Annotated in this window: 23 protein-coding genes and 1 pseudogene; 20 read left to right on the forward strand and 4 right to left on the reverse strand. The window is 52.9% G+C overall.

Annotation, left to right across the window (positions count from 1 at the left end; translation table 11 throughout):
- Window positions 1–174 precede the first annotated feature (174 nt).
- The 8 genes from csrD to tldD all read left to right on the forward strand — a co-directional run bounded on the left by csrD (window position 175) and on the right by tldD (window position 12,632).
- The gene (csrD, locus tag ACLD4F_RS21105) at window positions 175–2,115 is read left to right on the forward strand and encodes an RNase E specificity factor CsrD (RefSeq protein ID WP_001241381.1); all 1,941 of its coding nucleotides are present in this window, start codon (window positions 175–177) and stop codon (window positions 2,113–2,115) included.
- Window positions 2,116–2,422: 307 nt separating this feature from the next.
- Window positions 2,423–3,466: a rod shape-determining protein MreB gene (gene mreB, locus ACLD4F_RS21110; RefSeq protein WP_000913396.1), complete on the forward strand. Its 1,044-nt coding sequence runs from the start codon at window positions 2,423–2,425 to the stop codon at window positions 3,464–3,466.
- A gap of 64 nt (window positions 3,467–3,530) precedes the next feature.
- Window positions 3,531–4,583 (forward strand): rod shape-determining protein MreC, encoded by a 1,053-nt coding sequence (gene mreC, locus ACLD4F_RS21115; protein WP_000802538.1) that lies wholly within the window; start codon window positions 3,531–3,533, stop codon window positions 4,581–4,583.
- 2 nt (window positions 4,584–4,585) lie between these two features.
- Window positions 4,586–5,074: a rod shape-determining protein MreD gene (gene mreD / locus ACLD4F_RS21120; protein WP_000179403.1), complete on the forward strand. Its 489-nt coding sequence runs from the start codon at window positions 4,586–4,588 to the stop codon at window positions 5,072–5,074.
- A gap of 8 nt (window positions 5,075–5,082) precedes the next feature.
- Window positions 5,083–5,676 (forward strand): Maf family protein, encoded by a 594-nt coding sequence (locus tag ACLD4F_RS21125; RefSeq protein WP_000210306.1) that lies wholly within the window; start codon window positions 5,083–5,085, stop codon window positions 5,674–5,676.
- Window positions 5,666–7,135, forward strand: a complete 1,470-nt coding sequence (rng, locus tag ACLD4F_RS21130; RefSeq protein ID WP_000123188.1) for a ribonuclease G — start codon at window positions 5,666–5,668, stop codon at window positions 7,133–7,135. The genes ACLD4F_RS21125 and rng overlap by 11 nt, the downstream gene beginning before the upstream one ends.
- Window positions 7,136–7,241: 106 nt before the next feature.
- A complete protein-coding gene (yhdP, locus tag ACLD4F_RS21135; RefSeq protein ID WP_411011019.1) occupies window positions 7,242–11,042 on the forward strand; it encodes an AsmA2 domain-containing protein YhdP in 3,801 nt (1,266 codons plus the stop codon).
- A gap of 144 nt (window positions 11,043–11,186) precedes the next feature.
- Window positions 11,187–12,632, forward strand: coding sequence for a metalloprotease TldD (gene tldD, locus ACLD4F_RS21140; protein WP_411011020.1), 1,446 nt, complete (start codon window positions 11,187–11,189; stop codon window positions 12,630–12,632).
- Between the two features lie 122 nt (window positions 12,633–12,754).
- Here tldD and aaeR read toward each other — a convergent pair whose 3' ends face one another.
- Window positions 12,755–13,684, reverse strand: a complete 930-nt coding sequence (aaeR, locus tag ACLD4F_RS21145; RefSeq protein ID WP_080108948.1) for an HTH-type transcriptional activator AaeR — start codon at window positions 13,682–13,684, stop codon at window positions 12,755–12,757.
- 181 nt (window positions 13,685–13,865) lie between these two features.
- On the opposite strand from aaeR, the gene aaeX reads away from it, so the two are divergent.
- The 4 genes from aaeX (at window position 13,866) to ACLD4F_RS21165 (ending at window position 17,426) form a co-directional block, all read left to right on the forward strand.
- Window positions 13,866–14,069 carry a p-hydroxybenzoic acid efflux pump operon protein AaeX gene (gene aaeX, locus ACLD4F_RS21150; RefSeq protein WP_000051840.1) on the forward strand — a complete coding sequence of 68 codons (204 nt, stop codon included), beginning with the start codon at window positions 13,866–13,868 and terminating at the stop codon, window positions 14,067–14,069.
- A gap of 7 nt (window positions 14,070–14,076) precedes the next feature.
- Entirely contained in the window at window positions 14,077–15,009 is a 933-nt protein-coding gene (gene aaeA, locus ACLD4F_RS21155; protein ID WP_000855134.1) for a p-hydroxybenzoic acid efflux pump subunit AaeA, read from the forward strand.
- A gap of 5 nt (window positions 15,010–15,014) precedes the next feature.
- A complete protein-coding gene (gene aaeB, locus ACLD4F_RS21160) occupies window positions 15,015–16,982 on the forward strand; it encodes a p-hydroxybenzoic acid efflux pump subunit AaeB (protein ID WP_000510913.1) in 1,968 nt (655 codons plus the stop codon).
- A gap of 171 nt (window positions 16,983–17,153) precedes the next feature.
- On the forward strand, window positions 17,154–17,426 hold the full coding sequence (locus ACLD4F_RS21165) for a hypothetical protein (protein WP_001103887.1): 273 nt from the start codon (window positions 17,154–17,156) through the stop codon (window positions 17,424–17,426).
- A gap of 59 nt (window positions 17,427–17,485) precedes the next feature.
- On the opposite strand, the gene yhcN-B is transcribed toward ACLD4F_RS21165, so the two are convergent.
- The 3 genes from yhcN-B to argR all read right to left on the reverse strand — a co-directional run bounded on the left by yhcN-B (window position 17,486) and on the right by argR (window position 18,954).
- Entirely contained in the window at window positions 17,486–17,752 is a 267-nt protein-coding gene (gene yhcN-B, locus ACLD4F_RS21170; RefSeq protein WP_023201753.1) for a DUF1471 family stress response protein YhcN-B, read from the reverse strand.
- 103 nt (window positions 17,753–17,855) lie between these two features.
- Entirely contained in the window at window positions 17,856–18,119 is a 264-nt protein-coding gene (gene yhcN / locus ACLD4F_RS21175) for a peroxide/acid stress response protein YhcN (protein ID WP_000695695.1), read from the reverse strand.
- 364 nt (window positions 18,120–18,483) lie between these two features.
- Window positions 18,484–18,954 (reverse strand): transcriptional regulator ArgR, encoded by a 471-nt coding sequence (gene argR / locus ACLD4F_RS21180; RefSeq protein WP_001257852.1) that lies wholly within the window; start codon window positions 18,952–18,954, stop codon window positions 18,484–18,486.
- Window positions 18,955–19,368: 414 nt separating this feature from the next.
- On the opposite strand from argR, the gene mdh reads away from it, so the two are divergent.
- The 8 genes and pseudogenes from mdh to ACLD4F_RS21220 all read left to right on the forward strand — a co-directional run.
- A complete protein-coding gene (gene mdh / locus ACLD4F_RS21185) occupies window positions 19,369–20,307 on the forward strand; it encodes a malate dehydrogenase (RefSeq protein WP_000861586.1) in 939 nt (312 codons plus the stop codon).
- Between the two features lie 119 nt (window positions 20,308–20,426).
- Window positions 20,427–21,056: a GntR family transcriptional regulator gene (locus ACLD4F_RS21190; RefSeq protein ID WP_000723776.1), complete on the forward strand. Its 630-nt coding sequence runs from the start codon at window positions 20,427–20,429 to the stop codon at window positions 21,054–21,056.
- On the forward strand, window positions 21,043–21,708 hold the full coding sequence (locus ACLD4F_RS21195; protein WP_061377027.1) for a GntR family transcriptional regulator: 666 nt from the start codon (window positions 21,043–21,045) through the stop codon (window positions 21,706–21,708). Before ACLD4F_RS21190 ends, ACLD4F_RS21195 begins: the two co-directional genes overlap by 14 nt.
- Window positions 21,709–21,918: 210 nt before the next feature.
- A complete protein-coding gene (locus ACLD4F_RS21200; RefSeq protein ID WP_411011021.1) occupies window positions 21,919–23,187 on the forward strand; it encodes an SLC13 family permease in 1,269 nt (422 codons plus the stop codon).
- A 32-nt stretch (window positions 23,188–23,219) separates the two neighbouring features.
- Window positions 23,220–24,119, forward strand: coding sequence for a L(+)-tartrate dehydratase subunit alpha (ttdA, locus tag ACLD4F_RS21205; protein WP_000045349.1), 900 nt, complete (start codon window positions 23,220–23,222; stop codon window positions 24,117–24,119).
- Window positions 24,119–24,736, forward strand: coding sequence for a L(+)-tartrate dehydratase subunit beta (ttdB, locus tag ACLD4F_RS21210; protein ID WP_000162406.1), 618 nt, complete (start codon window positions 24,119–24,121; stop codon window positions 24,734–24,736). Before ttdA ends, ttdB begins: the two co-directional genes overlap by 1 nt.
- A gap of 156 nt (window positions 24,737–24,892) precedes the next feature.
- Window positions 24,893–25,135 (forward strand): oxaloacetate decarboxylase subunit gamma, encoded by a 243-nt coding sequence (locus ACLD4F_RS21215; RefSeq protein ID WP_000180119.1) that lies wholly within the window; start codon window positions 24,893–24,895, stop codon window positions 25,133–25,135.
- A gap of 16 nt (window positions 25,136–25,151) precedes the next feature.
- Window positions 25,152–25,414 (forward strand): annotated as a pseudogene (locus ACLD4F_RS21220) (oxaloacetate decarboxylase); the annotation flags it as partial.

Below are 25,414 nucleotides of genomic sequence, written 5' to 3' on the forward strand. Positions count from 1 at the left end.
GAAAAATAGCTACGAAGACTATACTCGCTAATTAAAACGTGATGCCGATGCAACGCAATAAATTGCCAGATAGATCCATTTTGGTAGTATGCCTGCTTCATTGCGCGCCGTGGCGAATTCCGCCTTCAGATTCGCTTTTTCATACTGTTTATAACCGTCGGAGTTAACTCAAGGATGCGATTAACGACGAAATTCTCAGCTTTTATCACGCTGCTCACGGGGTTAACGATCTTCGTGACTCTGATAGGTTGCTCGCTAAGCTTTTATAACGCCGTACAGTATAAGTATGTCAGCCGTGTGCAGGCGACGGCGACAGCCATTGATACGCACCTGGTGACCCATGATATTGTCTCGCTGACGCCGCAAATCGACGAACTCATGATCGCTTCCGATATTGTGCGTGTCGATCTGTTGCAGGGGGAGCGCAGCGTCTACAGCCATTCTCGCGCCAGAGGTTATCGGCCAGCCGGCACCAGCGACATGTATCGCGAGCTGGTCGTACCGCTGATAAAACATCCAGGAATGTCGCTACGTCTGGTTTATCAGGACCCGATGGGTAATTATTTTCACTCACTGATCACCACGGCGCCGCTGACGCTGGCGATCGGTTTTATCGTTCTGATTTTGTTTTTATCGGTGCGCTGGCTGCAGCGGCAGCTTTCCGGGCAGGAGCTTCTGGAAATTCGCTCAACGCGTATTCTGAACGGTGAACGCGGGGCGAATGTCCGCGGTTCTGTTTACGAATGGCCAGCGCGCACCAGTAGCGCGCTTGATGTATTGCTTTCCGAAATTCAGTTTGCTCACGAACAGCGTAGTCGCCTGGACACTCTCATTCGTTCCTACGCCGCGCAGGACACCAAAACCGGACTCGGTAACCGTCTGTTCTTTGATAACCAGCTGGCGACGCTGCTGGAAGATCAGGAAAAAGTGGGAGTGCATGGCGTGGTGATGATGATCCGCTTGCCAGATTTCAATCTTCTGCGCGACAGCCTGGGAGGCAATCAGGCGGAAGAGCAGATGTTTATGCTTATCAATCTGCTATCGACATTTATTATGCGTTACCCAGGCTCGCTGCTGGCGCGTTATCACCGCAGCGACTTTGCCGTGCTGCTACCACATCGAACGCTGAAAGAAGCGGAAAGTATTGCCGGACAGCTTTTAAAAGCTGTCGATGCGCTACCGGCTAACAAAATGCTCGATCGTGACGATATGGTACATATCGGCATTTGCGCCTGGCGCAGCGGACAGTCCACCGAGCAGGTGATGGAACATGCTGAAGCCGCGGCGCGGAACGCCGCCCTGCAGGGGGGAAATAGCTGGGCTATCTACGACGACACTCTGCCGGAAAAAGGGCGCGGCAATGTGCGCTGGCGCACATTGATTGAGCAGATGCTGAACCGGGGCGGACCGCGACTTTATCAAAAACCGGCGGTCACGCGAGAAGGTCGTGTGCATCATCGGGAATTGATGTGTCGCATCTATGACGGTAAAGAAGAGGTGAGCTCGGCGGAGTATATGCCGATGGTGTTGCAATTTGGTTTATCGGAAGAGTATGACAGATTACAAATTAGCCGCCTGATTACGTTGCTGGGCTACTGGCCGGATGAAAATCTGGCAATGCAGTTGACGGTTGAGTCGCTGATTCGTCCGCGTTTTCAGCGCTGGTTGCGCGATACGTTAATGCAGTGTGAAAAATCACAGCGAAATCGCATAATTATTGAACTTGCGGAGGCAGATGTTTGTCAACACATCAGTCGGTTACAACCCATCCTTCGCTTAGTCAATGCGCTTGGCGTTCGGGTGGCGGTGACACAGGCGGGTTTGACGCTGGTTAGCACGAGCTGGATTAAAGCGCTCAATGTGGAATTACTCAAGCTGCATCCGAGTCTGGTCAGAAACATTGAGAAGCGAACGGAAAACCAGCTTCTGGTTCAAAGTCTGGTAGAGGCCTGCGCGGGTACGCCTACGCAGGTTTACGCGACGGGCGTCCGTTCGCGCGGCGAGTGGCAGACGCTGACAAAACGCGGCGTGGCTGGCGGGCAGGGTGATTTTTTTGCCTCCTCCCAACTACTTGACACAAACGTGAAAAAATATTCGCAAAGATACTCGGTTTAACCTGCCGTTTAATTTGTTTTCACGTAGAATAACGCGCGCTGCGCCTCATGGGGGTGTGCTTGTCTGCTCGCCAGATTGTTGCAGCAAATATGCAGGTGAATGACCTTTGACAGGTTGCAAACGAAGGCGAGGATTGCTGCTGATTTTTTCAGCCCTGAGGGACTCAGGCCGAGATTTGTAACAAAGGAAACGAACTGCACTAATTTTCACCGTAGCAGATGATTTTTGCGCCTTGTCGCTGCTGCGTGTGGTTGGTAAAGTAAGCGGATTTTGTTTTCCGCCCCAGCTTTCAGGATTATCCCTTAGTATGTTGAAAAAATTTCGTGGCATGTTTTCCAATGACCTGTCCATTGACCTGGGTACCGCGAATACCCTCATTTATGTAAAAGGACAAGGCATCGTATTGAATGAGCCTTCCGTTGTGGCCATTCGTCAGGATCGTGCCGGTTCGCCGAAAAGCGTGGCTGCAGTCGGTCATGATGCGAAGCAGATGCTGGGCCGTACGCCGGGCAATATCGCTGCGATCCGTCCGATGAAAGACGGCGTTATCGCTGACTTCTTTGTGACCGAAAAAATGCTCCAGCACTTTATTAAACAAGTGCATAGCAACAGCTTTATGCGCCCAAGCCCGCGCGTACTGGTATGCGTGCCGGTCGGCGCGACGCAGGTAGAACGCCGCGCGATTCGTGAATCCGCTCAGGGCGCAGGCGCCCGTGAAGTCTTTTTGATCGAAGAGCCGATGGCGGCCGCGATCGGCGCAGGTCTGCCAGTTTCTGAAGCAACCGGTTCAATGGTTGTGGATATCGGTGGTGGTACCACTGAAGTTGCCGTGATCTCCCTGAACGGCGTGGTTTACTCTTCTTCTGTCCGTATTGGTGGTGACCGCTTCGACGAAGCCATCATTAATTACGTTCGTCGTAACTACGGTTCTCTGATCGGTGAAGCTACCGCAGAACGTATTAAACACGAAATCGGTTCCGCTTATCCGGGCGACGAAGTCCGCGAGATCGAAGTGCGTGGCCGTAACCTGGCGGAAGGCGTTCCACGCGGCTTTACTCTGAACTCAAACGAGATTCTGGAAGCGTTGCAGGAACCGTTGACCGGTATCGTCAGCGCGGTAATGGTGGCGCTGGAACAGTGTCCGCCGGAGCTGGCGTCAGACATCTCCGAGCGCGGTATGGTGCTCACCGGCGGCGGCGCGCTGCTGCGTAACCTTGACCGTCTGTTAATGGAAGAGACGGGCATTCCTGTCGTGGTTGCTGAAGATCCGCTGACCTGTGTGGCGCGCGGCGGCGGCAAGGCGCTGGAAATGATCGATATGCACGGCGGCGACCTGTTCAGCGAAGAGTAGTTGGATACGGGCAGGATTATCCCTGGATTATCCTGCCTCTCCGACGCGAGAATACGCATAGCCTATGAAGCCAATTTTTAGCCGTGGCCCGTCGCTACAGATTCGCCTTATTCTGGCGGTGCTGGTGGCGCTCGGCGTTATCATTGCCGACAGCCGCCTGGGGACGTTCAGTCAAATCCGAACGTACATGGACACTGCCGTCAGTCCTTTCTATTTTATTTCAAACGGCCCTCGTGAACTGCTCGACAGCGTGTCGCAAACGCTGGCTTCTCGCGACCAGCTTGAGCTGGAAAACCGGGCGCTGCGCCAGGAATTACTGCTAAAAAACAGCGACCTGCTGATGCTGGGGCAGTACAAACAGGAGAACGCGCGGTTGCGCGAGCTGCTGGGGTCTCCGCTGCGTCAGGACGAGCAGAAAATGGTGACGCAGGTTATTTCAACGGTTAACGATCCTTACAGCGATCAGGTCGTTATCGATAAAGGCAGCGTTAATGGCGTATATGAAGGTCAACCGGTCATTAGCGACAAAGGCGTCGTAGGGCAGGTTGTCGCCGTGGCGAAACTGACCAGCCGCGTACTGCTGATTTGCGATGCGACTCATGCGCTGCCGATTCAGGTACTACGCAATGACATCCGCGTGATTGCCGCCGGTAACGGCTGCACTGACGATCTTCAGCTTGAACATCTGCCCGCCAATACCGATATTCGCGTTGGCGATGTGCTGGTAACGTCCGGACTTGGTGGGCGTTTCCCGGAAGGGTATCCGGTGGCGGTGGTCTCCTCCGTCAAGCTGGACACTCAGCGCGCCTATACCGTCATTCAGGCTCGTCCAACCGCGGGTTTGCAGCGTTTACGCTATCTGCTGCTGTTGTGGGGAGCCGATCGTAACGGCGCCAATCCGATGACGCCGGAAGAGGTTCACCGCGTCGCCAATGAGCGCCTGATGCAGATGATGCCGCAGGTGTTGCCTTCTCCGGATGCGATGGGGCCGCCGGCGCCAGTGCCGGACCCGGCGACGGGGATTACTCAGCCATCTGCGGGCCAGACTGCGCCGGTATCAACGCAACCATCGCCTTCGGGCGCGACCACGCCGCCTGCGCGTGCGCCGGGAGGGTAATGGTGGCGAGCTATCGTAGCCAGGGGCGCTGGGTTATCTGGCTCTCTTTTCTTATTGCGCTGTTGCTGCAAATCATGCCCTGGCCGGACGACATCATTGTTTTCCGGCCAAACTGGGTTTTGCTCATCTTACTGTACTGGATTCTGGCCCTGCCGCACCGCGTAAATGTGGGGACGGGATTTGTGATGGGTGCCATACTTGATCTCATCAGCGGTTCCACACTTGGCGTGCGCGCTCTGTCGATGAGCATTGTCGCCTATCTGGTCGCTCTGAAATTCCAGCTCTTCCGTAACCTGGCGCTCTGGCAGCAGGCGCTGGTGGTAATGTTGCTTTCACTGGCCGTGGACATTATTGTTTTCTGGGCCGAGTTTTTAGTGATCAACGTCTCTTTCAGACCGGAAGTGTTCTGGAGTAGTGTAGTCAATGGCGTGCTGTGGCCCTGGCTCTTTTTGCTGATGCGTAAAGTACGCCAGCAGTTTGCTGTGCAATAAAGGTCGATATGACAACTTTGTATCTTGCTTCCGGTTCCCCGCGTCGCCAGGAATTATTGACTCAACTTGGATTTTCATTCGAGCAGGTCGTGCCTGGTATTGAAGAGCAACGGCGTGCTCAGGAAAGCGCGCAGCAGTATGTTGTTCGGCTGGCGCGCGAAAAGGCGCAGGCTGGCGTGGCGCTGGTTCCCCGTGATCTGCCGGTGTTGGGCGCGGATACGATAGTCGTGTTAAACGGCGAGGTGCTGGAAAAGCCGCGCGACGCCGCTCATGCCGCAGAAATGCTGCGTTTGCTTTCCGGAAATACGCATCAGGTGATGACTGCTGTTGCGCTTGCGGACTCGCAGCAGACGCTGGATTGTCTGGTGGTAACGGAGGTGACTTTCCGCACGCTTTCTGCGCAGGATATTACTGGCTATGTCGCCAGCGGCGAGCCTTTAGATAAAGCAGGTGCATACGGTATTCAGGGGCGGGGTGGCTGTTTTGTCAGGAAGATAAATGGCAGCTATCACGCCGTGGTCGGCTTACCGCTGGTTGAAACGTATGAGTTGTTGAGTCATTTTAACGCACTGCGTGATAAAAGGGATAAACATGACGGCTGAATTGTTGGTAAACGTAACGCCATCGGAAACGCGCGTGGCGTACATTGATGGCGGTATTCTTCAGGAAATCCATATTGAGCGCGAAGCGCGACGCGGAATCGTAGGCAATATCTACAAAGGTCGTGTAAGTCGTGTACTTCCAGGTATGCAGGCGGCTTTTGTAGATATTGGGCTGGATAAAGCCGCATTTCTTCATGCTTCCGATATTATGCCGCATACCGAATGCGTGGCGGGCGACGAGCAAAAACAGTTTACCGTGCGCGATATCTCCGAACTGGTGCGTCAGGGACAGGATCTGATGGTGCAGGTAGTGAAAGATCCGCTCGGCACGAAAGGCGCGCGTTTGACCACGGACATCACGTTGCCCTCCCGTTACCTTGTTTTTATGCCCGGCGCGTCACACGTTGGCGTTTCCCAGCGTATCGAAAGCGAAAGTGAACGCGAGCGCCTGAAAAAGGTGGTGGCGGAATACTGCGACGAACAGGGCGGGTTTATTATCCGTACCGCGGCGGAAGGCGTGTGTGAAGAGGATCTCGCGTCTGACGCCGCCTATCTCAAGCGCGTCTGGACGAAAGTCATGGAGCGCAAAAAGCGTCCGCAAACGCGCTACCAGATGTATGGCGAACTGGCGCTGGCGCAGCGCGTGCTGCGCGATTTCGCCGATGCGCAGTTGGACCGAATTCGCGTCGACTCACGTCTGACCTATGAGTCGCTGCTGGAGTTTACCGCAGAATACATCCCGGAAATGACCAGTAAGCTGGAGCATTACAGTGGCCATCAGCCGATCTTCGATCTTTATGACGTGGAAAATGAGATCCAGCGCGCGCTGGAGCGTAAGGTTGAACTCAAGTCCGGCGGTTATCTGATTATCGACCAAACCGAAGCGATGACGACGGTAGATATCAATACCGGTGCGTTTGTTGGACACCGTAATCTCGACGACACCATTTTTAATACCAATATTGAAGCGACTCAGGCTATTGCCCGCCAGCTACGCCTGCGTAATCTGGGCGGCATTATCATTATCGATTTTATCGACATGAATAATGAAGATCATCGCCGCCGGGTGCTGCATTCGCTGGAACAGGCGTTAAGTAAGGATCGCGTGAAAACCAGTATTAACGGTTTTTCGCCGCTGGGACTGGTGGAAATGACCCGTAAACGGACTCGTGAAAGCGTGGAACATGTGCTTTGTAACGAGTGTCCAACCTGTCATGGCCGCGGGACGGTAAAAACGGTGGAAACCGTCTGCTATGAGATCATGCGTGAAATTGTACGTGTTCATCACGCTTATGACTCTGATCGCTTCCTGGTTTATGCTTCTCCTGCGGTGGCGGAAGCGCTGAAAGGCGAAGAATCACACGCGCTGGCGGAAGTCGAAATCTTTGTCGGCAAGCAGGTTAAAGTTCAGGTCGAACCGCTTTATAACCAGGAGCAGTTTGACGTCGTAATGATGTAAAAGACCACGACCCGTACGAGCATTTGCAGGCCGGATAAGGCGTTCACGCCGCCGTCCGGCAAAGCAAGGTTGTGAGTCGTATTTTTTGGCAGACAAGGAGAGACGCGTGAGGCGATTGCCGGGGATTTTATTGCTCACTGGAGCCGCGCTCATCGTCATTGCAGCGCTGCTGGTTAGCGGGCTGCGCCTGGCGTTGCCTCATCTTGACGCCTGGCGTCCGGCTATCCTGAATAAAATTGAGTCTGTGACCGGCGTGCCGGTGGCCGCCAGCCAACTCTCCGCAAGCTGGCAAAATTTTGGCCCTACGCTGGAAGCGCATAATATTCATGCCGCCCTGAAAGATGGCGGCGAACTGTCGATAAAACGCGTTACGCTGGCGCTGGACGTCTGGCAAAGCCTGTTGCATATGCGCTGGCAGTTTCGCGACCTGACCTTCTGGCAACTCAATTTCCGCACCAACACGCCTCTTCAAAGCAGCGACGGCGAAGGCATCGAAACCAGCCGTTTAAGCGATCTTTTCCTGCGGCAGTTCGATCATTTCGATCTGCGCGATAGCCAAATCAGTTTTCTGACGCTTTCCGGACAACGCGCGGAACTGGCGATCCCACAGCTTACCTGGCTAAACGGCAAAGAGCGTCACCGCGCCGAAGGCGAGGTCAGCCTCTCCAGCCTGACCGGGCAGCACGGCGTGATGCAGGTGCGGATGGATTTACGCGATGACGACGGTTTGCTGAATAATGGCAGAGTCTGGTTACAGGCCGACGATATTGACGTCAAGCCGTGGCTGGGCAAATGGATGCAGGATAATGTGGCGCTCCAGACGGCGCGTTTCAGTCTGGAAGGCTGGATGATGCTCAGTAAAGGCGAAATAGCCGGAGGAGACGTCTGGCTGAAACAGGGTGGCGCAAGCTGGCTGGGCGATAACACGACGCACACGCTGTCTGTCGATAACCTGACGGCGCAGATTAGCCGCGAGCAGCCGGGCTGGCAGTTTTATATTCCGGACACACGGATTACGCTTGATGGTAAACCCTGGCCGAGCGGAGCCTTAACCGTGGCCTGGCTCCCGCAGCAGGGTGTCGGCGGCGAGAATCACACACGTAGCGATGAGCTACGCATTCGCGCCAGTAATCTTGAACTGGCGGGGCTGGAAGCATTACGTCCGCTGGCGGCTAAACTGTCGCCTGTGCTGGGCGAAATATGGCAGGCTACGCAGCCGAGCGGAAAGATCGCCACTCTGGCGCTGGATATTCCGCTACAGGCGACCGAAAAAACGCGTTTTCAGGCATCGTGGGAAAATCTTGCCTGGAAACAGTGGAAGCTGTTGCCCGGCGCGGAACATTTTTCCGGTACGCTGGCGGGAAGCGTAGAAGACGGGCAGATGAAGGTTGCGATGCAGCAGGCTAAGATGCCCTATGAAACCGTTTTTCGCGCGCCGCTGGAAATTGAAAACGGCGTCGCGACGCTTAGCTGGTTGAAGAATGAGAACGGCTTTCAGCTTGATGGCCGCGACATTGACGTCAAAGCAAAGGCGGTACATGCGCGCGGCGGGTTCCGCTATCTGCAACCGACGGGCGACGAACCGTGGCTGGGGATTCTGGCCGGAATCAGTACCGACGATGGATCTCAGGCGTGGCGCTATTTTCCGGAAAACCTGATGGGCAAAGCGCTGGTCGATTACCTTAGCGGCGCGATTCAGGGCGGCGAGGCGGATAACGCCACATTGGTTTACGGTGGTAACCCGCACCTCTTTCCCTATAAGCATAACGAAGGTCAGTTTGAAGTGCTGGTGCCGCTGCGCAATGCGACGTTTGCCTTTCAACCCGACTGGCCGGCGCTAAAAAATCTCAACATTGAACTGGATTTCCTGAACGACGGCCTGTGGATGCGTTCGGATAGCGTCGATTTGGGCGGGGTGAAGGCCAGTAAACTCGCGGCGGCGATTCCGGATTATTCCAAAGAGAAACTGCTCATTGATGCCGATATTAACGGGCCGGGAAAAGCCGTTGGGCCTTATTTCGACGAGACGCCACTAAAAGACTCGCTTGGCTCGACGCTGGCGGAGCTCCAATTAGATGGCGATGTGAATGCTCGCTTACATCTTGATATTCCGCTGGACGGAGAACAGGTTACCGCTGAGGGCGATGTCTCGTTGCGTAATAACAGTCTGTTTATTAAGCCGCTAAACAGCACGCTCAAAAATCTGAACGGTAAATTCAGCTTTGTGAATGGCGCGCTAAAAAGCGGGCCGCTGACGGCAAACTGGTTTAATCAGCCGCTTAACCTGGATTTCAGTACGACGGAAGGGGCAAAAGCCTATCAGGTCGCCGTCAACCTGAACGGTAACTGGCAACCAACGCGTATGGGCGTCTTACCGCCGCAACTGAATGACGCCCTGAGCGGCAGCGTGACGTGGAATGGTAAAGTCGGCATCGATCTTCCATATCACGCTGACACCACTTATCGCATCGAGCTGAACGGCGATCTGAGAAATGTGAGCAGTCACTTACCTTCTCCGCTAAATAAACCCGCAGGCGAAGCCATTCCGGTGAACATTCAGGCTGACGGCAACCTGAAAAGTTTTGCGCTAACGGGGAGCGCAGGGAGTAAAAATCACTTTAACAGCCGCTGGTTATTAAATCAGAAGCTGACGTTGGATCGGGCTATCTGGACGACGGACAGCCGGACGATTCCGCCATTACCTGCTCAACAAGGCGTTGAGCTCAATCTGCCGGCGCTGGATGGCGCGCAATGGCTGGCGTTATTCCAGAAAGGCGCGGCGGATAACGTGAGCAGTTCGGCCGAGTTTCCTCAACGCGTCACGTTGCGTACTCCCGCGCTATCGCTGGGCGGCCAGCAGTGGAACAATTTGAGCGTCGTTTCAGCACCCTCGCTGAACGGAACAAAAATTGAAGCGCAGGGCCGTGAGGTGAACGCCACGCTGCTCATGCGCAACCATGCGCCGTGGCTGGCGAACATTAAGTACCTGTACTACAACCCTGGCGTCGCAAAAACGCACGCCTCGTCACCCACGCCGACATCGCCGTTGGCTTCGGCGAACACGATTAGCTTCCGCGGCTGGCCGGACTTACAGCTTCGCTGCGAAGAGTGCTGGCTGTGGGGGCAAAAATATGGGCGTATTGATGGCGATTTCGCCATCAAAGGCAATACGCTGACTCTGGCGAATGGCCTGATCGATACCGGATTCGCCCGTTTGAAAGCGAACGGCGAGTGGGTGAATGCGCCGGGTAATGAACGAACCTCGCTGAAAGGTAGTCTGCATGGTAGTAACCTCGACACGGCTGCCGGGTTCTTCGGTATCTCGACGCCAATCCAGAACGCGTCTTTTAACGTAGATTACGATCTGCACTGGCGAAACCCGCCCTGGCAACCTGAGGAAGCCACGCTCAACGGGATTTTACGCACGCGTCTGGGTAAAGGCGAGTTTACTGATCTCAGTAGCGGTCATGCCGGACAGCTACTGCGGTTGCTCAGTTTTGACGCGTTGCTGCGTAAGCTGCGGTTTGACTTCAGAGATACCTTTAGCGAGGGCTTCTATTTCGACTCTATTCATAGTACCGCGTGGATTAAAGATGGCGTCCTGCATACTGACGATACGCTGGTGGATGGGCTGGAAGCGGATATTGCAATGAAAGGTTCTGTTGATCTGGTGCGTCGTCGTCTTGATATGGAGGCCGTTGTCGCGCCGGAAATTTCCGCCACAGTGGGCGTCGCCGCCGCGTTTGCCGTTAACCCGATTGTCGGCGCGGCGGTATTTGCCGCCAGTAAAGTGTTGGGGCCGCTATGGAGCAAGGTCTCCATTCTGCGTTATCGCATTACCGGTCCGGTCGATGCGCCGCAGATCAACGAAGTTCTGCGCCAACCGAGAAAAGAAAGCCAGCAATGATTTGACGGGGGCGAGGAATTGCCCCACTCTCAGTAAATAGTCATGCCGGACGGCGCTGCGTTTATCCGGTTTGTACAATCTAACAACGTAGTCCGGATAAGGCGTGAACCGCCACCCGGCAGAAATCAACGAGTAGCAAAAACGATGAGTCTGAACCTGGTAAGTGAACAATTGCTAGCGGCGAATGGCCTGAACCATCAGGATCTGTTCGCTATTTTGGGCCAACTGGCCGAACGCCGTCTTGATTATGGCGACCTCTATTTTCAGTCGAGCTATCACGAATCCTGGGTTTTAGAAGACCGCATCATTAAAGATGGTTCATATAATATCGACCAGGGCGTTGGCGTTCGCGCCATTAGCGGCGAAAAAACCGGTTTTGCTTATGCTGACCAGATAAGCCTCCTGGCGCTGGAGCAGAGTGCGCAGGCAGCGCGAACCATTGTACGCGAGAACGGCGAAGGCAAGGTAAAAACGCTCGCCGCCGTAGCGCATCAGCCGCTCTACACCACCCTTGATCCGTTGCAAAGTATGAGCCGCGAAGAGAAGCTGGATATCCTCAGACGCGTTGATAAAGCGGCGCGAGAAGCCGATAAACGCGTGCAGGAAGTTAACGCCAGCCTGACCGGCGTATATGAATTAATCCTCGTGGCGGCGACCGACGGGACGCTGGCGGCGGATGTCCGTCCACTGGTGCGGTTGTCCGTTAGCGTGCAGGTGGAAGAAGACGGTAAACGCGAGCGCGGCGCCAGCGGCGGCGGCGGTCGCTTTGGTTATGAGTATTTTCTTGTCGATCTCGACGGCGAGGTGCGCGCCGACGCGTGGGCGAAAGAAGCGGTACGCATGGCGCTGGTTAATCTCTCCGCGGTCGCTGCGCCAGCGGGGACGTTACCGGTGGTTCTGGGCGCCGGGTGGCCGGGCGTATTGCTGCACGAAGCGGTCGGTCACGGGCTGGAAGGTGATTTTAACCGTCGTGGGACATCTGTGTTTAGCGGTCAGATCGGCGAGCAGGTTGCCTCCGCGCTTTGCACCGTAGTGGATGACGGCACAATGATGAACCGTCGCGGCTCCGTTGCTATTGATGATGAAGGTACGCCAGGCCAGTACAACGTATTGATTGAAAATGGCGTACTGAAAGGATACATGCAGGACAAGCTGAACGCGCGCCTGATGGGCGCTGCGCCGACCGGTAACGGGCGTCGCGAATCTTATGCGCATCTGCCGATGCCGCGTATGACGAATACCTATATGTTGGCGGGGCAGTCAACGCCGCAGGAAATTATCGAATCCGTTGAGTACGGCATCTATGCGCCTAACTTTGGCGGTGGTCAGGTGGATATCACCTCCGGCAAGTTTGTGTTCTCTACCTCGGAAGCGTATCTGATTGAAAACGGCAAAGTCACGACGCCGGTGAAGGGTGCGACGTTGATTGGATCAGGCATTGAAACGATGCAACAGATCTCCATGGTCGGCAACGACCTTAAGCTGGATAACGGGGTGGGGGTCTGCGGTAAAGAGGGTCAAAGTCTGCCGGTAGGCGTAGGCCAGCCGACGCTGAAAGTCGATAACCTGACGGTTGGCGGCACCGCATAACTGTCCGCCTTATCAGGCCTGTGGTGTGTGCCGCCCAGGCCTGATAAGCGCAGCGCCATCAGGCAATGTCTGCGTCGGGTGGCATCTGGCCTACAATCGTCTTCAGCAATTACCCGGTGTTTTTATTTTTCTTTCCCTCGCCCGTGCATCCCCTGAAACAGGTGTGCGACATCGACAAAATAGTCAGTTAACGCGTTAATCACTACCTGCACTTTAAGCGGCAGCTTATCTTTTTCGGTGTACAGCGCGTACACCGGACGAGGATCGGACTGATAGCGAGGCAGCAGGATCTCCAGATCGCCACGATTGATCTCATCGATCACCCACATCAGCGGCACATAGGCGATTCCGGTTCCGGCGGTCAGCCAGCGTACCAGCGTCATCGGATCGTTAGTGACGAACCGCCCCTGTGGAATCAGTCGGGTAGAAATTCCTTCCGGCGCGATAAGTTCAAACTCATTATCCGGGCGCACGCTATATTCCAGCCAGGAATGGCTACTGAGATCGGCGGGTTTTTCCGGGATGCCGTACTGAGCGAGGTAGGGCTTGGCGGCGCACACAACCATCGGCATCGCGCCGAGTCGACGGGAAAACAGGCTGGAGTCTTGCAGCGCGCCCACGCGGATCACCACGTCCAGCCCGTCGGCAATTAAATCCGGGGCCGGAATTCCTGTCACCAGATTGACCGCCAGACCGGGATACTCTTTTAATAATTTTGCGGTAAGCCCGGCCAGCACATTTTGCGCCATGGTTGAAGAACAGCCGATACGTAATGTACCGATAGGCGTGTTATTAAAAGCGTAAAGCTGCTCATGAACATCCTGCACTTCATGCAGCATACGACGACAGCCCTGATAATAGATTTTTCCAGCTTCGGTGAGCCCAATGCTGCGTGTGCTGCGGTTGAGCAATTTAACCTGAAGCTCATCTTCCAGTTTCGCCACAGTCTGGCTGATGGACGATACGCTCATTTGCAGCTGTCTGGCTGCGGCGGTAAAAGAGCCAAACTCGACAACTTTGGCGAATACCGACATTCGTTTTAATCGTTCCATTATTCACTCTGGCTTAAAAGTGATTTAGATCACATAATATAGATAACAGCATAACAATTACGTTAATATACTATTATTCGAATAAGAGCTATGTCGCTCTCGCCTGGCGTCTCTTGCCCTTCTCTGCGGCGATGTAGCTTAACAATCTATCGCCTGCTCTCTCTCAGAAATCAAGGTCAACATGAGTCTGTTTCCCGTTATCGTGGTGTTTGGTCTTTCCTTCCCACCGATATTTTTCGAATTGCTTTTGTCACTGGCTATTTTTTGGCTGGTGCGTCGGATGCTTGTGCCGACGGGCATCTATGATTTTGTCTGGCATCCGGCTCTGTTCAATACCGCGCTGTATTGTTGTCTGTTTTATTTAATATCGCGCCTGTTCGTTTGAGGTTGAAGTGAAAACACTAACAAGAAAACTCTCCCGTACGGCCATTACCCTCGTACTGGTTATTCTGGCCTTTATCGCCATTTTCCGCGCCTGGGTGTATTACACCGAATCTCCCTGGACGCGCGACGCGCGTTTTAGCGCCGATGTCGTCGCTATTGCCCCGGATGTCGCGGGCCTGATTACCCATGTAAACGTGCATGATAACCAACTGGTGAAAAAGGATCAGGTCCTGTTTACCATCGATCAGCCACGCTATCAAAAAGCGCTGGCGGAAGCGGAAGCTGATGTAGCCTATTATCAGGTCCTGGCGCAGGAAAAACGCCAGGAAGCCGGTCGCCGTAATCGCCTCGGCGTACAGGCGATGTCCCGGGAAGAGATCGATCAGGCGAACAATGTCTTGCAGACTGTACTGCATCAACTGGCTAAAGCCCAGGCGACGCGCGATCTGGCTAAACTCGATCTGGAGCGCACCGTCATTCGCGCGCCTGCCGACGGCTGGGTGACTAACCTCAATGTTTATGCCGGTGAATTTATTACCCGCGGTTCCACGGCCGTCGCCTTGGTGAAAAAGAACTCTTTTTACGTGCAGGCCTATATGGAAGAGACCAAGCTGGAAGGCGTGCGTCCGGGATATCGTGCCGAAATCACGCCGCTTGGCAGCAACCGGGTATTAAAAGGTACCGTCGATAGCGTGGCGGCAGGGGTAACGAATGCCAGCAGTACCAGCGATGCGAAAGGGATGGCGACGATAGACTCTAACCTCGAATGGGTGCGTCTGGCCCAGCGTGTCCCGGTGCGCATCCGGCTTGACGAGCAGCAGGGGAATTTGTGGCCTGCCGGTACGACGGCAACCGTCGTGATCACCGGTAAGCAGGATCGTGACGCAAGCCAGGACTCCTTCTTCCGTAAACTGGCGCACCGGCTGCGCGAATTCGGTTAATCGTCATGGGCATTTTCTCCATTGCCAACCAGCACATTCGCTTTGCGGTAAAGCTGGCGTGCGCCATTGTGCTGGCATTATTTATCGGCTTCCATTTTCAACTGGAGACGCCGCGTTGGGCGGTGCTGACCGCCGCGATCGTGGCGGCAGGCCCGGCATTTGCCGCCGGCGGGGAACCCTATTCCGGCGCTATCCGTTATCGCGGAATGTTGCGTATTATCGGGACGTTTATTGGCTGTATCGCCGCGCTTATCATTATTATCTCTATGATCCGCGCGCCGCTATTAATGATTCTGGTGTGCTGTGTCTGGGCCGGTTTTTGTACCTGGATCTCCTCTTTAGTACGGATCGAAAACTCTTATGCGTGGGGACTGTCAGGTTATACTGCGCTGATCATTGTGATTACCATTCAGACGGAGCCGCTGCTCACGCCGCAATTTGCGCTTGAGCGCTGTAGCGAAATCGTCATCGGCATTGGCTGCGCTATTTTAGCGGATCTGCTTTTCTCGCCGCGATCGATAAAGCAGGAGGTTGATCGCGAACTGGACAGTTTACTGGTAGCGCAATATCAGCTAATGCAACTTTGTATTAAGCATGGCGACAGCGAAGAAGTCGACAACGCCTGGGGCGATCTGGTGCGACGCACGGCGGCGCTGGAGGGGATGCGAAGTAATCTGAATATGGAATCTTCGCGCTGGGTACGCGCTAACCGCCGCCTGAAAGCGTTGAATACGCTTTCGCTCACGTTGATTACGCAATCCTGTGAAACTTATCTTATTCAAAACACGCGGCCGGAACTGATTACCGATACATTCCGGGAACTGTTCGAGACGCCGGTTGAAACGGTACAGGACGTCCACAGGCAGTTAAAACGGATGCGGCGTGTCATTGTCTGGACCGGTGAGCGCGAAACGCCCGTCACGCTTTATAGCTGGGTAGGCGCTGCGACGCGCTATCTGCTGCTTAAACGCGGCGTGATCAGCAACACCAAAATCAGCGCGACGGAAGAAGAGATCCTGCAAGGCGAACCCGTGGTTAAAGTGGAATCCGCTGAACGCCACCATGCGATGGTGAACTTCTGGCGCACCACGCTTTCCTGCATTCTGGGGACATTATTCTGGCTATGGACCGGCTGGACATCGGGTAATGGCGCGATGGTGATGATTGCCGTGGTGACCTCGCTGGCGATGCGTTTACCCAATCCGCGCATGGTCTGCATTGATTTTATTTATGGCACTCTGGCGGCGTTGCCGCTGGGATTGCTCTATTTCCTGGTGATTATTCCCAATACGCAGCAAAGTATGCTGTTGTTATGTTTGAGCCTGGCGGTATTGGGGTTCTTTATCGGCATTGAGGTCCAGAAACGGCGTCTGGGGTCGATGGGGGCGCTGGCCAGTACGATTAACATTATTGTGTTGGATAATCCGATGACGTTCCATTTCAGCCAGTTCCTCGACAGCGCGTTGGGGCAAATTGTCGGCTGTATGCTGGCGTTTATCGTCATCCTGCTGGTGCGTGATAAATCCAAAGATCGAACCGGTCGCGTGCTGCTTAATCAGTTTGTTTCCGCTGCGGTCTCGGCAATGACGACCAACGTGGTACGTCGTAAAGAAAACCGTCTGCCTGCGTTATATCAGCAACTCTTTTTGCTGATGAATAAATTCCCTGGCGATTTGCCGAAGTTTCGCCTGGCGCTAACGATGATCATTGCTCATCAACGTCTGCGCGACGCGCCGATACCGGTTAATGAAGATCTGTCAGTGTTCCACCGCCAGCTTCGTCGTACCGCAGACCATGTTATTTCCGCCGGAAGCGATGATAAACGGCGACGCTACTTTGGTCAGTTGCTGGATGAGCTGGATATCTATCAGGAGAAATTACGTATCTGGGAGGCGCCGCCGCAGGTGACGGAACCGGTTAAACGCCTGACGGGCATGTTACATAAATACCAGAACGCGCTTACCGATAGCTAACCCACAAGAACCGATGCCAAAAGCGTCGGTTTTTTTATGACTATACTTATTTGAGATACAAAAACAGCGCAAGAGTGCTCCGGGGCTAAAAGCGTTTCTGGAAGTGAAACCTCTGCATAATGATGCTTAGTAGTAAAACAGACAATTGTCTGTCGGGGATGGTGGCTGGCTATGAATGTCTATACTTTTGATTTTAATGATATTAAAAACCAAAGCGATTTTTATCGCGAGTTTACGCAGACGTTTGGTCTTGCCAGTGAGAAAGTAAGCGATCTTGATACATTATGGGATGCGGTAATGAGCGATATCTTACCCCTACCGCTAGAGATTGAGTTCGTTCACCTGCCTGATAAACTGCGCAGGCGCTACGGGGCGCTGATTTTACTCTTTGATGAAGCGGAAGAAGAGCTGGAGGGGCGGCTACGATTTAATGTCCGGCATTGAAAAAGTATAAAAAAGCCCCCGACAGGCGGGGGCAAGTCGTCGGGTTAGACGACGAGGGTTTACTTATACAACTCGGCGGTGGCGTGCCAGTTATCACCTTCTTTTAATTCGATGATGCGATAGCTATTAGCGCCTGCTTTTTCAGCTTTAGCGACGATCTCCTGGCGCATATCCATTGGCGTACTGCCAATCTGCGAGACGGAAATGGTGCCCATCGGTTGCAGATTCTGCGCCTGTTCCGTGTTGACCTGGTGTACTGCGGCATTTGCGCCGAAAGAGAGCAGAGTGGCCAGGCCGAGTGATGCGATAATGTATTTCGTTTTCATGGTCTTTTATTCCTTTATAGGGTCAACCTCGCGGATTAATGGGCTTTTCTTATGCGATATCTCCGCGAAGTAACGACACGTTATATGCGATGGCAGGTGAATTTTATTTGTACAGTTCGGCAGTGGCATGCCAGTTGCTGCCGCTACGCGCTTCGGTAATGTGGTAGGCCGTAGCGCCTTGTTCATCCGCTTTTTTGCTCAGCATGGCATTCATATCCATAGGCGATGAACCGATAGCGCTGACTGAAACCGATCCGATTGCTTCACGATTTTGCGCTTGCTCTGCGCTGATAGGTTCTGCGGCGAAAGCGCCAAAAGAGAGAACGGACAGAACACTTAATGTTGCAACAGTGGTTTTGATTTTCATGATTTTTACCTCGTCGAATTCCTTTACTGGGGTCTTTGTTTCGTGACCCTCATCACAAAATTAAGTATACACTAATCACGCGATTAATTAATACCACGCTAATTGTTTCTGCTTTTTAAAGACATTAAAAATTTTATTTTTTATAACGTTATGGAATTAAAATTGCTGTTTTTCGCCGCTGTCATTTAAAAAATAAAAGAAAATCAATCTGTTAAAAAATTTGACATTTTGTGCGTTTTTTTGATTTGTCATTCATATAGTGAATGTTTAAGGGCATGATTTGCCAAATGATAGCCGTACAGGAAAGCGGCGAGGGGAGAGGACAAAAAGGTGCCTCCGCCGTACGACGACGGAGGAAGTGGGACTAAAGCTCTTGTTCAAAAAGTTCCAGAATGGCTTCGTACAGATCTCTTACGGAAAATCCGCTGGCAGGCGTAGTGAAGATAGTATCGTCGCCGGCAATCGTGCCGAGAATACCTTCTGCTTTCCCCAGTGAATCCAGCAGGCGCGCAATGAGTTGTGCCGCGCCGGGGCTGGTATGAATCACCACGACAGCGTCGTTATAGTCGATATCCAGCACCAGATTTTTCAACGGACTGGATGTTGTTGGGACGCCCAGTTCAGCCGGAAGACAGTACACCATTTCCATTTTTGCGTTACGTGTACGCACTGCGCCGAACTTAGTCAACATGCGCGAGACCTTGGACTGATTGATATTTTCAAAGCCCTGATCCTGCAACGCGAGGACGATTTCGCCCTGTGAGCTGAATTTTTCTTCTTTGAGGAGCGCTTTAAACGCTCTTACTAGTTCTTCTTGTTTAGCCGAGCTTCGCATAAGTCACCCGTAATATGGCAGTAGAAACAACATTATTGTGCATACAGATGAATTTTTATGCAAACAGTCTGCCTTGTTTAAGGCTGAAATAATGTTATGAAAGAGCGGAATTTTATCAAATTTCGTTATCAAGAAACATGCCTGTGTCACGCCTCGCAAATAAGATTAAAAGTAAATTAATTGTTATCAAAATGATGTTGTTTTGAGAGGGTAGTAGGGTATATTGTCACCACCTGTAGGAACGTTGCTCTCTGGTTGCAGTCGATCCGGATTACGCAAATTAAATGCATAAAAGCCAAAATTGCGCGACTCCGCATTCTTGATGAGTGAGGATTGTAATCATTGAATTTGTGAATTAAGGTCGCCGCCGCGGAGCAATAGACACTTAGCTAATCATATAATAAGGAGTTTAGGATGAAAGTCGCAGTCCTCGGCGCTGCTGGTGGTATCGGTCAGGCGCTGGCATTACTTTTAAAAAACCAACTGCCTTCAGGTTCAGAACTCTCCCTGTACGACATCGCTCCAGTGACTCCCGGTGTGGCCGTTGATTTGAGCCACATCCCCACCGCTGTAAAAATCAAAGGTTTCTCCGGTGAAGACGCAACCCCGGCGCTTGAAGGCGCTGACGTAGTACTGATTTCTGCGGGTGTGGCGCGTAAGCCGGGTATGGACCGTTCCGACCTGTTTAACGTTAACGCCGGCATCGTGAAAAACCTGGTGCAGCAGATCGCTAAAACCTGCCCGAAAGCGTGCGTGGGCATTATCACCAACCCGGTGAACACCACCGTTGCGATTGCGGCGGAAGTGCTGAAAAAAGCAGGCGTATACGACAAAAACAAACTGTTTGGCGTCACCACGCTGGATATCATCCGCTCTAATACCTTTGTTGCAGAGCTGAAAGGTAAGCTGCCAACGGAAGTTGAAGTTCCGGTGATTGGCGGACACTCCGGCGTGACGATTCTGCCGCTGCTGTCGCAGATTCCAGGCGTAAGTTTTACCGAACAAGAAGCGGCCGAGCTGACTAAACGTATTCAGAACGCCGGTACTGAAGTCGTCGAGGCGAAAGCCGGCGGCGGATCGGCAACCCTCTCTATGGGTCAGGCTGCCGCTCGTTTCGGTCTTTCACTGGTTCGCGCTCTGCAGGGCGAAAAAGGCGTGGTGGAATGCGCCTATGTGGAAGGCGACGGTCAGTATGCCCGTTTCTTCTCTCAGCCGCTGCTGCTGGGTAAAAACGGTGTAGAAGAGCGTAAATCCATCGGCACACTGAGCGCTTTCGAGCAACATTCGCTGGACGCTATGCTGGATACGCTGAAAAAAGATATTCAGTTGGGTGAAGATTTTATTAATAAATAAGCTGTTCCTGCCCGATGCCGGGGCTTTTGCTCCGGCTTCTTTGACTGTAAACAAGCCACGAAATCAAGCACTAAATCTGCTAAACTCCTCACGTCTTATCGGTTATTAACGAGAACGTCGTGAAAAAGATCCAAAGAACGCAAACCCGCGATCACATTACGCAAATGCTTCGCTATGAAATTCTTTCCGGCAATATAAAAGCGGGAGAAGAACTCGCGCAGGAAAGTATTGCGGAGCAGCTCGGTCTTTCACGAATGCCGGTTCGAGAAGCGCTACAGTCACTCGAACAGGAAGGTTTTTTAATCCGACTGCCCAACAGGCACATGCAGGTCGCGCATCTTGAGGCCGATCGCGTGAGTCATATTTTTCGCGTGATTGCCGCGATGGCCGCCGAAATGTTTTCGCTGATACCCAGCGAAGTAGGCGATGCCCTCCTGATACGTGCGCAAGCGCTGGCTGTCGCAGAAGACAAATCCTGCGAACTGGAGTGTCATGCGATGCTGATTTCTTATGTGAATAACCGCTATCTGGAAAAGGTGTATCAGCAGTTCCTGGACGGTTATGTCTCTTATGTTATTTTGCATCTGAAAAAAGATAATCAGGAGTCGGCGCAGCTTTTCGCTGAACTGGCTGACGTCATACGCCAGGGGCGGCGTGATGAGATTGGGCAAGTTATGCAGCGTTATTTCCTCTCTTTAGCAGAAATAATGCGTCAACATATGAAGGATTGGGAAAGTGCAGAAGCCTAAGTTAGGGAAGATTAAGCTTCTTTCAGCGAAAGAACAGGTCGCGGCAGTGCTGCGTAAAGCGATTCTTTCGAGGGAGTTAGTGGAAGGGCAGGAGATTACGTTAGAAGGCATTGCCGGAATGGTCGGCGTGTCCAGTATGCCAGTGCGCGAGGCGTTTCAGATTCTGGCGGCGGATGGGCTGATAAAAGTGCGCCCTAATAAAGGGGCGGTGGTGTTGGGCATCAATGAACAAACGATCCGTGAACACTATGAAATTCGCGCGCTGTTAGAAAGTGAGGCGGTGGCTAAAGCTTCTCGTCCTGGCACCGATATCTCGCGGATAGCCCAGGTGCATTATGCCGCTGAAAAGGCTCTCGCGGAAAATAACTCGGCGGAATACTCCGACCTGAATCAGGCATTTCATATGGAAATATGGAATGTTGCTGGCAACGAAAAAATGAAAATGTTGCTCTGTAATATGTGGAACGGCCTGTCGATGGGCCATAAGGTCACCGAAGAAGAGTATGCCGTGATTTCCATTCAGGAACATAAAAGTATTCTGCAAGCTCTTGAACTTCATGATGAAAAATTGGCACGCCAGCGCATGCGCGAACACATTATTCGCTCGATGGAGAATATGCTGACCCGCTATGTTGGTGACCCTTCTGCCTGATCTTTTCGCCTGCGTGAGCATCGCAGGCGCTTCAACCAATTCTTCAATTCTATTAATCACGTCCAGTAACGATCCAACTACGATCTTGATGTAGATCCCACTCCTGCATTTTTCCTGAGAAACGATTTGACTTAGTTTTTGTATGGGAATAATTTCTCCTCGTCAACATTGGATACAATATCATATATCATTGATTGGATAATTATAAATATGGAACCCATTACCCTTACCTTATGTTTATTGGTGTTCGCTATCGTCATGTTTGTATGGGAAAAAGTGCCACTGGCCGTCACTTCCATGATTGTCTGCGTGGCCTTAGTTATCACCGGCGTTCTGAATATCAAACAGGCCTTTGCTGGCTTTATCGACACTAACGTCATCCTCTTTGTCGCGATGTTCATCGTGGGCGGTGCGTTGTTCGAGACCGGTATGGCAAACAAAGTGGGCGGCGTCATCACGCGCTTCGCGAAAACAGAAAAACAGCTGATCTTCACCATTATGGTGGTGGTGGGTTTGATGTCTGGCGTCCTCTCTAACACCGGTACCGCTGCGGTTTTGATTCCGGTGGTGATCGGCGTGGCGGCAAAATCGGGCTTCTCGTGTTCTCGTCTACTGATGCCGCTGGTTTTCGCCGCTGCGTTGGGCGGTAACCTGTCGTTAATTGGCGCGCCGGGAAATCTTATCGCGCAGTCTGCGCTACAGAATATTGGCGGCGGCTTTGGCTTTTTTGAATACGCAAAAATCGGTCTCCCGATGCTCATCTGCGGCATTCTCTACTTCCTGACTATTGGCTATCGCTTTCTGCCGAATAATGCGACCGGCGGTGAGGTGGGGAGCGTCGGGGAGCAACGTGACTACAGCCATGTTCCACAGTGGAAACAACGGCTCTCACTCGTGGTGTTGATCGCAACGATCCTCGGCATGATCTTTGAGAAGAAGATCGGTGTCAGCCTGGCCGTGACCGGTTGTATTGGCGCTCTTGTGCTGGTCGTAAGCGGCGTACTCACGGAAAAACAGGCCTATAAAGCCATTGATTCACAGACTATTTTTATCTTTGGCGGCACCCTGGCGCTGGCAAAAGCGCTGGAAATGACCGGGGCAGGCAAGCTGGTTGCGGACTATGTAATCGGCATGCTGGGGCAAAACTCCTCACCGTTCATGTTGCTGATCGCCGTTTTCGCCTTATCCGTTGTGATGACCAACTTTATGTCCAATACCGCAACGACAGCGCTGTTGGTGCCGGTGAGTTTGTCCATTGCCGCAGGTATGGGGGCCGACCCACGTGCGGTTCTGATGGCGACGGTCATTGGCGGTTCCTGCGCCTACGCAACCCCTATCGGTATGCCTGCCAACATGATGGTGCTCTCCGCGGGTGGCTATAAATTTGTCGACTACGCTAAGGCCGGTATCCCCCTGATTATCGTTTCAACCATTGTCAGCTTGATCCTGCTGCCAATCCTTTTCCCTTTTCATCCGTAATTAACGGAAGCTGTTCTGACTAAGGAGCATTTATGAGCAAAAGTGAACAGATATCCCATATGACCGACGTTATGGCCAAGTTTGTGGGATATACCGGCAAAGTTTTGCCTGATGATGTCACTGCAAAACTGGAAGATTTGCATAAGAAAGAGACCAGTAAACTGGCCGACGTCATCTTTACTACCATGATTGAGAACCAGCGTCTGGCGAAAGAGCTGGATCGACCTTCCTGCCAGGACACCGGTGTCATTCAGTTTCTGGTGGAGTGCGGGACGAACTTTCCGCTGATTGGCGAGCTGGAAGCGTTGTTGCGTGAGGCGGTGATCAAAGCAACTGTAGATTCTCCGCTGCGCCACAACAGCGTAGAAACTTTTGATGAATACAACACCGGTAAAAACGTGGGTAAAGGTACGCCGACGGTCTTCTGGGAAATCGTTCCCAATTCCGATCAGTGCAGCATTTATACCTATATGGCGGGCGGTGGTTGTTCTCTGCCGGGGAAAGCGATGGTGCTGATGCCGGGTGCAGGCTATGAAGGTGTGACCCGCTTTGTACTGGATGTGATGACCAGCTACGGCCTCAACGCGTGTCCGCCGCTGCTGGTTGGCGTGGGCGTAGCGACCTCTGTTGAAACGGCGGCACTGCTATCGAAAAAAGCGCTGATGCGTCCGATCGGTTCGCATAACGAGAATGAGCGTGCAGCCTCGCTGGAAAAAATGCTGGAAGACGGCATTAACAAAATTGGCCTGGGGCCGCAGGGGATGTCCGGTAATACCTCCGTTATGGGCGTGAACATTGAAAACACCGCGCGTCATCCTTCTACCATCGGCGTGGCGGTAAACGTCGGCTGCTGGTCGCACCGTAAAGGGCATATCGTTTTCGATAAAGATTTGAATTACACCATTACGTCTCACAGCGGAGTGAATTTCTGATGACTAAAAAAATCCTGACTACGCCAATTAAAGATGAAGATTTAGCGGATATTAAGGCTGGCGATATTATTTATCTCAACGGTCATATTGTTACCTGCCGTGACGTAGCCCATCGCCGTTTAATTGAAGGTGGTCGCGAACTTCCGGTAGATGTTCGCGGCGGCGCTATTTTACACGCTGGCCCAATTGTCCGCCCAATTAAAGGCGAAGACGATAAGTTTGAAATGGTCTCCGTGGGACCAACCACCAGCATGCGTATGGAAAAATTCGAAAAAGAATTTATTGCGCAGACCGGCGTGAAATTAATTGTGGGTAAAGGCGGTATGGGTAAAGGTACCGAAGAGGGCTGTGCTGAACACAAAGCGCTGCACTGCGTATTCCCTGCCGGTTGTGCGGTTGTAGCCGCCGTGTGCGTGGAAGAAATTGAAGATGCCCAATGGCGCGATCTGGGGATGCCGGAAACGCTGTGGGTCTGTCGGGTTAAAGAGTTTGGCCCGCTGATTGTTTCTATTGATACCCATGGGAATAATCTGTTTGAACAGAACAAAATTATTTTTAATCAGCGTAAAGAGCTCATCGCTGATGAAATATGCCAGAACGTAAGTTTCATCAAATAAACCTGATTACGTAAATTGCACGATAATGGCGGTAATACGTTATGACGATAATAATAACCAAGGGCTCTGGCCGGGGGCGGCTCAGGGAAATCCACCCTTATTATTTCATCGTCATAAATAGCCCCATTATCGTGCCTCCTGCCTGAAGGCTATTTTATGACTAATGCAGCTCTGCTATTAGGTGAAGGCTTCACCCTGATGTTTCTCGGCATGGGGTTCGTGCTGGCGTTTCTGTTCCTGCTGATTTTCGCCATCCGCGGCATGTCCGCCGTGATTACTCGCTTCTTCCCGGAACCTGTCGCCGCGCCCGCACCGCGCGCCGTTCCCGCCGTGGACGACTTCACCCGCTTAAAGCCGGTGATTGCCGCCGCCATTCACCATCACCGCCACCACGTTTAATTTCCCGGAGGGATCCATGACCATTGCCATTACCGACGTCGTCCTGCGTGACGCCCACCAGTCCCTTTTCGCTACCCGCCTGCGTCTTGACGATATGCTGCCGATTGCCGCTCAGCTCGACGACGTGGGCTACGGGTCGCTGGAGTGCTGGGGCGGCGCCACCTTTGACGCCTGCATCCGCTTCCTCGGCGAAGACCCGTGGGTTCGCCTGCGTGAACTCAAAAAAGCCATGCCCAAAACCCCGCTGCAGATGCTGCTGCGCGGCCAGAACCTGCTCGG

The organism is Salmonella sp. 741265050_HSA (assembly GCF_046569445.1).
Taxonomy (GTDB): domain Bacteria; phylum Pseudomonadota; class Gammaproteobacteria; order Enterobacterales; family Enterobacteriaceae; genus Salmonella; species Salmonella enterica.